Here is a 14,285-nt window from a genome sequence, read left to right on the forward strand (position 1 = left end):
AACATTCATAAATATTATGAAAATCATTATCTTCAAGGAAGAAATAAAGCCATGAACGAAAATGTTTTAGGTATTGTTGCAGGTGTGCTTACCTCTGCTTCCATGATTCCTCAGCTAATAAAAATTTTAAAAGAAAAAAATGTGAAAGATCTTTCATTGGTTATGTTGCTGGTTCTTATTACAGGAGTTTCTTTGTGGGTTTGGTATGGAGTTATGAAGGACGAATTGCCCATCATTCTATCGAATGGTTTTTCTGTTCTTGTTAATTTGAGTCTTCTTATTTGTTATTTTATTTATAGAAAATCTTAATATTTTACAGATCAAGTATCTGTGCTCTCAGAAAGCTCCAATTTCTTTTTTAAGTACGTATTCTTTTTTCTCTACTACAAACAGGGTGATATTCTCATGCCGGACAATTTCTTTACTTGAAAGATCAAGTTTGAGATATGCGCAGAATTTTACATCATGATTGGTAATTTTTGGATGTTGAGATATTACACTTTCATATTTTCATTCAGAATAAAAGATAACTCCACTATTTTGTATTTGTTTTTAATCATTTTGATTTACTTCAATTTTACTTCATGTCTGTTTTAAATTGCTGTAAATTAGCTATTTAATAATGTGACGTAAAATTGCAGTATTCATTTTTCATACAATTGGTTCTACATTTGCAACGAAGTTTAATCGAAAATAACTTTTTAATTAGATCTAAATTTTTTATTACTTTTTTTCAGATCATACAGTAAAAAACACAAATTTAATATATAACGTAAAGATCTGTTTAAACAGAAAATATCTTCAACAATCTCCCGAAAGCAAAATAATGTCTAAGGAGATAATTATTAAACACTAAGACAAATGAAAAACAAGATTACTTTAACTCTTGCCCTTATGATGGCAGGTATTACTCAGGCGCAGGTTGGTTTCAATACAGCTGCCCCAAAAGCTACCCTTGATATCGTAGCCAAATCTACTACAGGTAATGCGCCGGAAGGATTGTTGGTGCCAAGAGTAGATAGGCTGAAAGCACAAACAATGACGGGTATAGCAACTTCCACAATGATTTATGTGAATAGTATTGCTAATGGAAGTACAGGAGGAAATGCAGTAAATATCAATGCTGTTGGGTATTACTATTTTGACGGAACTGTATGGATTAAAATAAACACGGGAATTTCTGCGGATACCAATATTTATAATCAAAATGGAAATCTTACAGGAAATCGTGTTGTTACTCAAGGAGCTAATACTTTAGCTTTTAACTCAACAGCAACCACAGGAACAAACCATTTCTCAGTAGATGGATCTACGTTTTCTGTAAATGCTGTAACAAATGCCGTAGGTTTTGGAACCACTACTCCGGAAACAAAACTTGACATATTTGGAAATGGAACAGGATTACAGCATTCTAACGGGACGGTAAAGCTAAGATCTTTCCTTAGTACTGATTATGGTAGTTTTGGGACGTCTACAGCTCATAGATTATCTTTTTTAACGAGTAATACCCTCCGTATGACTATTGCAACTGACGGGAAAATAGGTATTGGGACACAAACACCTAATAATCTTTTAGATCTTGGTGGCGGTAATGGTAAAAAACTAGCAATCTGGAACAGTGCAGCCGGAGATGATTTTTATGGATTAGGTAATAGTGCAAACGTACTGCAGTTATTTGCGGGAGCTGCTGCTGCTGGAGATCCGTTAATGACATTGAATAAAAACGGAAGAGTCGGTATTGGAACTACAAACCCTCAGGCTAATTTCCACACCATCGGAACAAGAAGATTTGAAAATGCAACAGCAGGAACCGTAGCGGTAGGATCTGTATTGACTGCAACCGATACAAACGGTACTGCAGAATGGAAAACCCCGGTTGCAGAAGCTGTAGTAGGTGAATTAACCGGTGGTGGAATAGATATTCCTTTTGCGGCTAGTGGTGATTACAGATATACGGGAAGATATATAACGTTACCTCCTGGAAGATGGGCAGTAACAGTTACCCAACTGGCTCAGACATTAGGAGCTTTAGATACAGATGATTGGATGTTTGTGAGAAGTACTTTTACAGATCAGAATGTGGCTGTAGGTGCGATTGCAACAAGATCAGGAGATGTTAACGGAGGTCCGAGTTTAATGAGTTTCAGGGTTCAGGGACCAGGATCGGGCGGTGCTCTTCAGCAGTTCGATGTTTATCAGGGTGCTATTTTTATTAATAATACTTCTGGTGGAAATAAAACATACAGATATATTGCAGGAAATACAGTTGTAGGAGGAGGTCCAAATTCAGCTACAGTTATCAAAAACTTTGGAGGTACTTGGTCAGAAACTTCAATTTATGCTACTGCAATTAAGTAAACATATCAAGAAAAACACTTAGATGAAAAAATAATTTTATTGTGTTTGTGTATAAAGATAGCAGATTGATGAAATTCCCTTCTGTTATCTTTTATCCTCAAAAAAGTAACTCCCCTCAGTTACATTTTATTTAGATGAAAAAAAATAATGAAGACGGTAAATGCGGAAAATGTTAATTATAATGAAGACGGAAAATGTAGAAAAACACAAGAATTCTTATTAGATGAAAAAAAATAAATGAAGACGGTGAATGCGGAAAAAATTAGAGTCACTTTACGAAATGTAGAGTGACTCATTTATATTGATGTGTTTTATAAAAATGAATTTATTCCTGTAATACAAATTTAGCTAATGGAGCCATTCTTGCTTTATTAAGGCTTAATGTATTACCGTTTACAGAATAGTTATCGGCTGCCAATAAAGCTTTTGTGAATAATTGTTCGGTTTCCAGATCATCACAGGCCATCATGGTAGACATACCTTGATTGAATTTGATGCGCATTATGTCAGGCTTGATTTCGAAAGTTCCGCCAACGCCGTTGCATCCGCCGTTTCCTTCGTATCTCATTTCCTTCATATTTAATGAAAAATAAGGATTGCTTTTAGGATTTTTAAGAGCGATGGGCTTGCCGTTGATTTCTGTGAGTTTCCAGGTTTTTCCTGTAATATCATTTGATGTTGATGGAGGGGTAGGAGGCAAAGGCTTGCTCATGCACGATGCCAAAAACATTACAAAAAACAGACTCGCTAAATGATGATATAAAAATTTCATAGTTTTAATTTTAATGAGTGATTACTTTTAATAAGCTGCCATTTTAGTGGAAGAAGGTTTCTGCTTTTCATTACTGTGATGGAACAAAACCATATCAACATTTTTTTTCAGGAAAGTAATATTCCCTCTGATGTTTGAATATTGATATTCTGCGTTGGACGCAGTGTACTCGGGAAGGTCTTCACTTTTTTTCAATTCATAGGTTTTGCCATCCAGATGTACGGTTATTGTGTTTTTAGAATTGTTGATCGCAACTTCCATCTGATCTCCGTAAGTATCTGTGAAAACATCTTTGGTGATTTCATCTGTATTTACGGGTTGTAGAGTATTGGTTAGGGTTTCTGATTCTTTCGCAGAATGCCTACACGCTGTTACCGAAAAGGCGATGATGCCTAAAATTAAGATGTGTAATAATTTTTTCATAATAATGAGTGATTGGGTTTTTCATGAATTAAGTGTTAAAGTGTTATAAATTTACAAATATTTTTAATATAAATATGTTAATTTTACTTAAATTAATTAATAATTTTTATTTTAAGCTATTTTGCAAGCAGATAAATTATTGATTTCATTTTCTGTATATATCTAAAAAAGAAGTTTTTAAGAACTTCCTTTTGTTTTATTTCTGAGGTGTAATTAAATAAAATATTGATGTAATTGAAAATGTTAATAATAATTAATATTTTGTATGGATAAAATAATTTAATTGCTTGAAATTTATTGATATTAATATCTGCCGAAATGGTAGTTTTAAATAATTACAGCATCATTTTACCTCCTTGTTTTTTTAAAAAAAACAGTGTTAATGGGTTTTCAGCTTATTTAAAGGAGAGTTAAATATTGTTAATATGTGTATTTATCATGATTTTTTTTAGAAATGTATTCAAACTAAGAATTACATTTGTGCCTTGAAAATGAGAAACTACATCGTATACTTTTTGACCAGTCTTTTTCTGCTATTCGTAGTGGAAAGCAAGATTAATGTCAAAACGTTGAAAAACGATTATAATACTCATACTTCTCATAATTTACCTAAAAGAGCAAACCGTTTAAACCAGACTTACGAAAAGCTTTCCATGCAACAGGCTCCGGATGATGCGAGTAATGCTTATTCCTTGGAACTTGCGGAAGACGACTTCCAGCTGTCGGATACAGTGCAGTCTATTGTGTTTTTTGCAAGTGTTTTCACACTGGTTTATATTTTTGGGTTAAAAAGTTTCAAAAAATTAAAGCCGGCAATTCACGGCTGTTTATCTGAATTTTCTTCAGTTAAAACATTCATTCTGATTCGTTCCATCAGAATCTAAAATTTTATTTTTCGATTAGTTTTCTGCTTTTATTCTAGGCAGAAGATGTTCTGCGTTGTGCTGTAGGTGAGCTCACATCGCTAAAATACTCATTACCGCAATTTTTCTATTTAAAACATTAACGATTTATATAAACTCTAGTATTATGATGAAAAGAGTTGTCTCAAGCTTCGCGCTTGGCAGTCTTTTGTTGTTCGCAAGCTGCAACGGCAAAAAAGAAGAAAAGGAAGAAGTTACAATCTATCCGGTTACAAACCCTGTGAAAATGGACACTGTGATCAGCAAAGAATATGTAGCGCAGATCCAGTCTGTAAAAAACATTGAAGTTCGTGCACAGGAAAAAGGTTTTCTTGAGAAGATCTTTGTAGACGAAGGTCAGTTTGTACATCAGGGTCAGACATTGTTCCGAATTATGCCTAAACTGTATCAGGCAGAATTATTAAAGGCGCAGGCCGAGGTAGCACAGGCTACTATAGAATTGAAAAACGCAAGTACATTAGCCAACAACAACATTGTTTCTAAAAACGAAAAAGCAATGGCAAAAGCTAAGCTGGATGCAGCCAACGCAGAAGCAAAATTGGCTCAGATCCACTTGTCGTTCACAGACATTAGAGCTCCGTTTTCAGGGATTATCAACAGACTTCCTTTGAAGTTGGGAAGTTTAATTGATGAAGGAGATCTATTAACATCTCTATCGGATAACAATGATATCTATACGTATTTCAACGTTTCCGAGCCTGAATATCTGTCCTATCAGACGAATGTTGCATCAAGAGGAAGCAATCTTGTTTCTTTGGTGATGGCAAACGGAGATATTTTCCCTCAAAAAGGAGAAGTTCAGACAATTGAAGGAGAGTTTGACCGCGAAACAGGAAATATCGCATTCAGAGCTAAATTCCCGAATCCTAATAAACTATTAAGAAATGGAGAAACAGGGAAAGTACAAATGACTCTACCGCTTAAAAATGTTTTAATTATTCCACAAAAAGCAACTTATGAAATTCAGGATCAGAAATATGTTTTTGTGGTTGGTAATGACGGAAAGGTAAGGTCTAAAAATATTAAAGTAGCTTACGAGCTTCCTGATTTATACGTCCTGGCTTCCGGACTTACAGAAGGCGATAAAGTTCTTCTTGAAGGAATTCAGAAAGTAAAAGATGATCAAAAAGTTCAGGTAAAGTTCCAGGATCCGAAAAAAGTTCTTCAATCATTGAAATTAAAAGCAGAGTAGGACTCTAAAAATGAAATTATATGTTTAAGAAATTCATTCGCAGACCTGTTCTGTCTATCGTAATCTCATTGATTATCGTATTTTTAGGGATTCTGTCATTGGTGAAACTTCCCGTGACGCAGTTCCCTTCAATTTCACCTCCAAAAGTAAATATCACCGCAGAATATCCCGGAGCCAACAACGAATTGTTGATCAAATCCGTAATAATTCCGTTAGAAAGATCATTAAATGGTGTTCCCGGAATGAAGTACATGGCTTCCGATGCCGGAAATGATGGTGAAGCTTCTATTCAGGTGGTTTTTGATTTGGGAACCGACCCGAATGTTGCTGCCGTAAACGTGCAGAATCACGTATCTTCTGCCGTAAATAAATTACCTCCGATCGTAGTAAGGGAAGGGGTTAAAATTACACGTGAAGAACCTAACATGTTGATGTATATCAACTTGTATAGTGATGATCCGAAAGCTAATCAGAAGTTTCTTTTCAATTATGCCGATATCAATATTCTTTCTGAGCTTAAAAGGATCAAAGGAGTTGGTGATGCAGATATTTTAGGAACACGTGAATATGCAATGCGTGTTTGGTTGAAACCAGACAGGTTAACTGCCTACAATATCTCAGCAGATGAGGTTATGGAAGCTTTAAACGAGCAAAGTTTAGAAGCATCTCCCGGAAAAACGGGGGAAAGTTCAGGAAAACGATCTCAGTCTTTTGAATATATTTTGAAATATCCTGGACGTTACAGCAACGAAAAAGATTACGGAAATATCATTCTTAAAGCAAAATCCGGTGGAGAATTTGTAAGATTGAAAGATGTAGCTGATATCGAGTTCGGAAGTTCAATGTATGATATCTATTCTACTTTGAACGGAAAGCCGTCTGCGGCTATTACCATTAAGCAATCCTATGGTTCCAATGCAAGTGACGTTATTACAAATGTAAAAGCTTTGATGACTGATCTTGAGAAAAACAACCTTCCAAAAGGAATGCACTATGACATTAGTTATGACGTTTCCCGATTTCTGGATGCTTCTATTGAAAAGGTAGTTCATACCTTATTTGAAGCCTTTATTTTGGTGGCAATCGTGGTGTTTTTATTCTTGGGAGACTGGCGTTCAACGTTGATTCCGACGATGGCGGTGCCGGTTTCTTTGATCGGAACCTTTGCAATCATGTCCGCATTCGGGATTACCCTGAATATGATCTCGTTATTTGCCTTGGTAATGGCGATTGGTATCGTTGTGGATGATGCCATTGTCGTCATCGAGGCCGTTCACGCCAAAATGGAGGAGAAAAATCTCTCGCCATTGAAAGCAACAGAAGAAGCCATGCACGAGATCAGCGGTGCAATTATCGCAATTACGTTGGTAATGGCAGCCGTATTTATTCCGGTGGCATTTATGTCTGGTCCGGTTGGGGTTTTCTATCGTCAGTTTTCGATAACGATGGTTTCTTCAATTATCCTTTCGGGGGTAGTTGCATTAACTTTGACACCAGCATTATGTGCTTTAATCCTGAAAAATAATCACGGTAAAGCCAAAAAGAAAACTCCGGTAACTATATTCTTGGATAAATTCAATAATTTATTTACAAAAGGAGCAGGAAGATATGAGAAAATGCTTAACAAAACAGTTACGAAAAAAATCATAACGCTTCCTTTATTATTGGTTTTCTGTGTATGTACTTTCTTTTTAAGTAATTCACTTCCGGTCGGGTTTATTCCGAGTGAGGATCAGGGGATGATTTATGCAATTATTCAGACTCCTCCGGGATCAACCTTGGAAAGAACAAATGAGATTGCATTAAAACTGCAGAAAGTTTCAGAAGATATTGATGGAGTAAAATCTGTTTCTTCATTGGCAGGTTATGAAATTTTGACGGAAGGTACGGGCTCAAACTCAGGAACGTGTTTAATTAACCTTAAAGACTGGGGTGATCGTAAAGAATCCGCAGCCGAAATTATTGAACAACTCGAAGCAAAAGCCAAGGAAATTCCGGGTGCCAATATAGAATTCTTCCAGCCGCCTTCTATTCCGGGTTATGGTGCTGCAGGTGGTTTTGAACTTCGTTTGCTGGATAAAGCAGGAAGTGGAGATTATAAAAAGATGGAAACCGTAAGTAATGATTTCGTAAAAGAATTACAGAAACGCCCTGAACTGGGTTCTGCATTTACGTTTTATTCAGCGAGTTTCCCTCAGTATATGTTGAAGATTGATAATGACTTAGCCGAACAAAAAGGAGTAAGCATAGAAAATGCAATGGATAATTTATCTACTTTAATTGGTTCGAATTATGAGACGAGTTTTATCCGTTTCGACAGACCTTATAAAGTGATTGTTCAGGCAGGACCGCAGTATCGAGCTTTACCAAGCGATTTATTAAAGCTTTATGTTAAAAATGATAAAGGAGAAATGGTTCCTTATTCCGATTTCATGAAATTGGAAAAAGTGTATGGTTTATCCGAGATTACGAGACATAATATGTATAATTCTTCCGAGGTAAGTGGAACTCCTGCGCCGGGTTACAGCTCCGGACAGGCAATTAAAGCCATTCAGGAAGTTGCCGATAAGACGCTTCCGAGAGGTTTTGGGATAGACTGGGCCGGTATTTCAAAAGATGAGGTAAGCCGTGGAAATGAAGCCGTATTTATATTCTTGGTGTGTTTAGGATTTGTTTATTTAATTCTTTCTGCACAATATGAAAGTTTTATCCTTCCGTTACCGGTTATTTTATCGTTACCGACGGGTATTTTCGGAGTATTTTTATGTTTGAAATTATTAGGATTAGAAAACAATATTTATGCGCAGGTGGCAATGGTCATGTTGATCGGACTTTTAGGTAAAAATGCCGTATTGATCGTAGAGTTTGCCGTCCAGAGGAAAGCAGAAGGCGTTCCTGTTGCGAAAGCAGCGATTGAAGGAGCTGCGATCCGTTTCCGTCCGATTTTGATGACTTCATTTGCCTTTATTGCAGGTTTGATTCCGTTAGTAATGGCAACAGGACCGGGAGCTGTAGGAAACCGAACAATTGGTACAGCCGCTGCCGGAGGGATGTTGATCGGAACAATTTTCGGATTGATGATTATTCCGGGATTATATTACATTTTCGGACGAATCGCTGAAAAATCCAGATTGTCGAAATATGAAGAAGAAAATCCTTTAACCGAACAAACTGAACCTTATAAACACGATGGAAAACATGAAGACTTATAATAAATATATAGCAGCCATTGCTTTATCGCTTGTTTTAGCAAGTTGTAAAGCACCGATGGCGACCGTTATTAAAGATGAGGTGAAAGAAAATATACCTCAGAATTTTAATCAGGAAGAGCAGCAGGATGCCAATAATAATAGTGGAACAACCCCTTGGAGACAGTTTTTTACGGATCCGAATCTGGTTAGTTTAATTGAAACAGCTTTAAAAAATAATCAGGAGCTGATGATCACTTTGCAGGAAATTGAGATTGCAAAAAGTGGCGTTTTAGCGAAAAAAGGAAGATTAACACCCACTGTTTCTGCAGGAATTGGCGCCGGAGTTACTAAAGCCGGACGTTACACCAGTGAAGGAGCCGGTGACGCAACAACAGAGATTGAACCAGGGAAAGAAATGCCCGATCCTCTTGGTAATTTTGAAGGTGGATTAATGGCCAATTGGGAAGTTGACATCTGGAAAAAACTTAAAACAGAAAAAGAGTCTGCCGTAGCACATTATCTTTCCACGGTTGAAGGAAAAAACTTTGTTCTTTCAAACTTAATTGAAGAAGTTGCGGATAATTATTATGATTTATTGGCGCTTGATAATCAGTTGGATATTATTCAGCAGTATATCAAACTTCAGCAAAAAGCGTTGGAGATTTCTAAAATTCAGAAAGAAGCTGCAGCGGCAACTGAATTGGCGGTGAAGAAATTCGAAGCTGAATTAGCAAAATCAAAAGCTTCAGAATATACGATCCGTCAGAGTATTACTGAAAAAGAGAATCAGATTAATGCTCTTTTAGGAAGATACCCTCAGCCAATTGTAAGAGCGAAGGATAGTTTTATGTCAACAATTGCTCCGACTGTTTATACAGGAATTCCATCACAATTATTGGCAAACCGTCCGGATATTAAACAGGCCGAATTAGAATTAAAATCTTCAAAATTAGACGTAGAAGCGGCAAGAAAAGAGTTTTATCCTTCGTTGGAAATTTCTGCAACATTAGGTTTGGAAGCTTTTAAACCGTCTTATTTAGTCAAGTTGCCGGAATCAATTGCCTCAAGTCTGGCAGGAGAACTGGCGGGACCGCTTATTAATAAAAGTGCGATTAAGGCTAATTTTCAGACGGCGGATGCAAGACAGATCCAAGCGTTGTATGAATATGACAAAACGATTTTGAATGCTTATCTGGATGTGGCCAATTTAATGTCAAAAGTGAAAAACATAGATCAGTACTATCAGCTAAAGTCTCAGGAAACAAAGGCTTTGGATGAGTCTATCGATATTGCGAATCAATTATTCCGAAACTCAAGAGCGGATTATCTGGAAGTTCTTCTGAACCAAAGAGACGCTTTAGATGCCAAAATGGAATTAATTGAAGCAAAACAAAAACAGCTGAGTACAGTTGTTGATATTTATAAGAGCTTAGGCGGAGGCTGGAAGTGATTATAAATCCTTAATGTTTTAAAAAAGAAAAGAGGCTGCCCATACGGAACAGTCTCTTTTCGATTTTAAACTGAAAACTTTAATAAAGAAAGGTTCTTTTCCAAGAACCCTTCAAAATTTACCTGCAGGAAATGACCACAACTAAATTGAATATTTCAATGGATATTAGTTTTTATATGAAAAGGTTATTAGTTTTTTTTAACAAAGATTAGTTTTAAAAAACCACCCTTCCTTAAAAGAAATTTCCCAAGAAGGAAGGAGGTGATTTTACCATACAATCATGAAATTATATTTGTTTTCTTCAAAACTTATATTTGGTGTTTTTTGTGTGTTTTTACCCTTCTAATTTTTTTTTGTTTTTACAATCTTACTGTACTTTCCAATTGTTCCCATTTAAAATCTGAGGCCGAAATTATCACCTTGAAACGATTAAAAAAAATACTTGTTGTCTTAATTTATAAATTTATACGTCCTAATTTATGAATTGGTAGTATTTAATGTTTTGATTTGCAGATCGTTATTTTGTAAAATGGAAATAATTCGCAAGTTGGGACTAATTCATTAATCAATGAGAAAAACTTGTCAATTTTATGTACTTTTGATCGCAAATTAGAACACTGAATGTTCATCGGGGTGACAAAAAAAATATTCTTCATACTTTTTATCGTTTTTTTTAAACTTCTTCTGTCTCAGGAAGGGTATAGTGATTTTCAAAAACTGAGACAAAAATTCGAGAATCTTGAAGAGAATGATTCAAGAGCTTTTCCGTTTCTTAAACCTTATATTTATAAAGCAAAAAAAGAAAAAAACTATAAGGAATTAGTTCAAGGGTATAAGGATGGTGTATTTTATTCTACTGAAAATAAGATTAAATTAAAATATTCAGATAGCATGATTTGGGCGGCAAATCAGTCCAAAGACGGTGACCTGAAAAGTATAGCTTATCTTGAAAAAGGGGTTATATATTATTACCATTATAAAAAATTTCAGCAGGCACTTAATGAATATCTTAAGGCTTATGAATATTCTAAAAATACAAAAAATGAATTTCTGAAATATCAGAATCTGTATCATATTGGCGTGGTGAAAAGCTATTTGGGATATTATCAGGATGCCTCAGAATTGTTCAAAAATAGTCTGGAGTATTATAGCAGAGAAAGATCCAGATCCGATCTTGGGCCAAATGCTATTTATAACAGTACAAAAGGGTATTTGAACTGTCTTCATCAATTAATTATTTGTTACAGACATTTAAAGCAATATAAAGAAGCCGATTCAGCCATACAAACCGGACTTTCCGAGGTAGGAAATAATCCTGACTATGCTCAGGAAAAAGGATATTTTCTTTTATCCAAAGGTATTTCAGAATATCAGAATAATCAATTTCAGTCGGCATTATCAAATTTAAATCAATCACTTTCTTCAATTAAAAAAAGCAGGGATTTTGCCAGACTTTCGGTTGATTATTTTTACATTGGAAAAACTTATTATAGTTTAAAAAATACTAAAGAATCTATGATCTACTTTAAAAAAGTAGATTCTATTTTTAAAAAAAATCAGTTTATTCTTCCGGAATTAAGAGAGAATTATGAGATCTTAATTGATCATAGTAAAAAAGAGAAAAACCAAACGCAACAATTATATTACACAACCCAACTTTTGAAGGCAGACAGCATTATGTCTAAGGATTTTACGTACTTATCACCAAAAATCCATAAAGATTATGACACAAAAACGTTGTTGGATGAAAAAGAGAAGCTTCAGAAAATTAATTATTTAGGAACGATTGTTATTATTGTTCTCATTATCTGGGCAATTGGAATGGTTACTTTATTCACCAAAAGGCATAAGAAAGCGAAAGAAGTAAAGAAAAAATATGTTTTATTGGAAGAAAAATTCTCAGTCCATCAAACTGAAGATGTTGCTAAAAAACTGGCTTTCCCTGTTGAAGAAAGAAAATCAAGCCTAAATGAAAGCAAGGTTGAAGAATTGCTTCAAAAATTAAAATTATTTGAGGATAAAAAAGAATTTACCCAAAAAGGACTTACGCTGAGTAAATTAGCTACTCAATTGAATACAAATTCTAATTATCTTTCTCAGGTTATCAATGACTGTAAAGGAATGAATTTCAATAAATATTTGAGTGAACTAAGAATCAATTATATCACCAATTTATTATTCGAAAACAAAGAATATCTTAAATACAGCATCGAAACCCTCGCAAAAGAATGTGGTATTGCCTCAAGACAAAATTTCTCTGATCTCTTCTTTGAACTGAATGGAATTCGCCCGACCGATTTTATTAAAAATAGAAAGCAGGAGCTGGATAGTAAAAATAATTTATAAGGATTGGATTTTTTTGTTTTAATTTTTTATTCCTTATATTTATTATTAACTGATTATCACAAAAACCAATCACCATGAAAAAAATCCTTTTAATCATTCTGGGAGTTATTATTGTTTTAATTATAATTCTATTCATTAAAACTTTCACCTATCCTTTCAAAAAAAATAGTTCGACAACTACAAAAGAATGGAAAATTGTAAAAAATGATTCTGCTGTTCAAAGATTTTCAAACGGAATAAAGATCGCGACAATTTCTACAGGAGAATTGGGTGATTTTGATTATTCAACATTTGATACATTTAAAGAATATCTAAAAAAATCCTATCCGGAAATTTATAAAAATACAGAAAACTATGAAGTTAATAAGTACGGATTAGTTTTTAAACTAAAAGGTAGTCAGCCGAATCTCGAGCCTATTTTATTTCTTTCCCACATGGATGTTGTTCCTCCTGGAGATGCAGATATTAAAAATAAGGAAGAAAATATTTTCAGACCGGATGATAAAGTTTTACCGCGCGTTACAAAAGTAGCAGAAGATTGGGATTTTGCACCCTTTTCAGGAGCCGTTGCCAACGGAAGAATTTACGGAAGAGGTACAATTGACATGAAAGGAATGCTTTTCTCTTTGATGGAATCTATGTCCAATACAATTAAAAGCGGTCATATTCCAAAACGCGATATTTATTTGGCGTTCGGCTTTGATGAAGAGGTTGGCGGACAAAAAGGTGCTGCACAAATTGCTAATCATTTCAAAAAGCAAGGACTGAAATTTGATGCTGTATATGATGAAGGCGGATTGATTTTAGAAAAGGGTAGTGTAAAAGGGATTGACTCTGATGTTGCCGTAATAGGATGCGCAGAAAAAGGATTTTTATCAGCCAAAATCAAGGTAAAAGGTTTGGGCGGTCATTCTTCCATGCCTCCCACAGAAAGCGCCATCGGAAAAGCTGCTGTGATTATGCAGAGGTTAGAGGACGATCAGATGAAGCCTATTATTACACCTTTAATTAAAGAGTTTTTCGATAATATCGGAGGTTCGATGCCTTTTGCCAATAGATTGGCAATTTCCAATCAATGGTTGTTGCAGCCATTGCTTTTGTCACAATTAACTAAAAGCAATACAACCAATGCTTTGGTACGCACAACAACGGCTTTAACGATGATGAAAGGCAGCGATGGAACCAATGTTCTTTCCCCAGAAGTGGAATTTGTTGTTAATTTCAGACTGCTTCCCGGAAATACGGTTAAAGATATAAAAGATCATATTGCAAAAGCAACAAAAGGGTTTGACGTTGAAGTAGAAGAAATTGATAATACACGTGAAGCTTCTGCTGTTTCACCGACAAATACCAAAGCCTTTAAATTGATAGAAGCCGGAATTAAAGAAATCTATCCAACTGCGATCGCTACGCCTTATCTTACGGTTGGTGGTACAGATGCCTATAAATATCAGATTGTAAGTAAAAATATTTACAGATTCATGCCGATTAAAATAAATAATTCTGAACAGCAGTCAATTCACAGCACCAACGAGTATATCAGCATCGAAAACTATCTTAAAATGATCCATTATTTTGAATTTATAATGAAGAATTATGATAAGTAATGGCGGTATTCGTTAGGCTTTAA

The 14,285-nt window shown here is 35.0% G+C and carries 10 protein-coding genes; 8 read left to right on the forward strand and 2 right to left on the reverse strand.

What is annotated here, in order from left to right; genetic code table 11:
* Window positions 1-51 precede the first annotated feature (51 nt).
* Window positions 52-309 carry a SemiSWEET transporter gene (locus BT156_RS09365; RefSeq protein WP_072409471.1) on the forward strand — a complete coding sequence of 86 codons (258 nt, stop codon included), beginning with the start codon at window positions 52-54 and terminating at the stop codon, window positions 307-309.
* Between the two features lie 552 nt (window positions 310-861).
* A complete protein-coding gene (locus BT156_RS09370; RefSeq protein WP_072409473.1) occupies window positions 862-2,358 on the forward strand; it encodes a hypothetical protein in 1,497 nt (498 codons plus the stop codon).
* A gap of 325 nt (window positions 2,359-2,683) precedes the next feature.
* Here BT156_RS09370 and BT156_RS09375 read toward each other — a convergent pair whose 3' ends face one another.
* Both BT156_RS09375 and BT156_RS09380 read right to left on the reverse strand, forming a co-directional pair.
* Entirely contained in the window at window positions 2,684-3,130 is a 447-nt protein-coding gene (locus BT156_RS09375) for an META domain-containing protein (RefSeq protein WP_072409475.1), read from the reverse strand.
* Window positions 3,131-3,157: 27 nt separating this feature from the next.
* A complete protein-coding gene (locus tag BT156_RS09380) occupies window positions 3,158-3,553 on the reverse strand; it encodes a hypothetical protein (protein ID WP_072409477.1) in 396 nt (131 codons plus the stop codon).
* Between the two features lie 491 nt (window positions 3,554-4,044).
* Between BT156_RS09380 and BT156_RS09385 the strand changes: the two genes are divergently transcribed.
* The 6 genes from BT156_RS09385 (at window position 4,045) to BT156_RS09410 (ending at window position 14,262) form a co-directional block, all read left to right on the forward strand.
* On the forward strand, window positions 4,045-4,437 hold the full coding sequence (locus tag BT156_RS09385; protein ID WP_072409479.1) for a hypothetical protein: 393 nt from the start codon (window positions 4,045-4,047) through the stop codon (window positions 4,435-4,437).
* A gap of 148 nt (window positions 4,438-4,585) precedes the next feature.
* Window positions 4,586-5,668, forward strand: coding sequence for an efflux RND transporter periplasmic adaptor subunit (locus BT156_RS09390; protein WP_072409481.1), 1,083 nt, complete (start codon window positions 4,586-4,588; stop codon window positions 5,666-5,668).
* A gap of 20 nt (window positions 5,669-5,688) precedes the next feature.
* The gene (locus tag BT156_RS09395; protein ID WP_072409483.1) at window positions 5,689-8,880 is read left to right on the forward strand and encodes an efflux RND transporter permease subunit; all 3,192 of its coding nucleotides are present in this window, start codon (window positions 5,689-5,691) and stop codon (window positions 8,878-8,880) included.
* Window positions 8,867-10,309 carry a TolC family protein gene (locus BT156_RS09400; protein WP_072409757.1) on the forward strand — a complete coding sequence of 481 codons (1,443 nt, stop codon included), beginning with the start codon at window positions 8,867-8,869 and terminating at the stop codon, window positions 10,307-10,309. The genes BT156_RS09395 and BT156_RS09400 overlap by 14 nt, the downstream gene beginning before the upstream one ends.
* A 633-nt stretch (window positions 10,310-10,942) precedes the next feature.
* Window positions 10,943-12,655, forward strand: coding sequence for a helix-turn-helix domain-containing protein (locus BT156_RS09405; RefSeq protein WP_170857290.1), 1,713 nt, complete (start codon window positions 10,943-10,945; stop codon window positions 12,653-12,655).
* 74 nt (window positions 12,656-12,729) lie between these two features.
* On the forward strand, window positions 12,730-14,262 hold the full coding sequence (locus BT156_RS09410; protein WP_072409487.1) for a M20/M25/M40 family metallo-hydrolase: 1,533 nt from the start codon (window positions 12,730-12,732) through the stop codon (window positions 14,260-14,262).
* Window positions 14,263-14,285 lie beyond the last annotated feature (23 nt).

Origin of the sequence: Chryseobacterium limigenitum (assembly GCF_900114875.1) — a bacterium.
GTDB lineage: Bacteria > Bacteroidota > Bacteroidia > Flavobacteriales > Weeksellaceae > Chryseobacterium > Chryseobacterium limigenitum.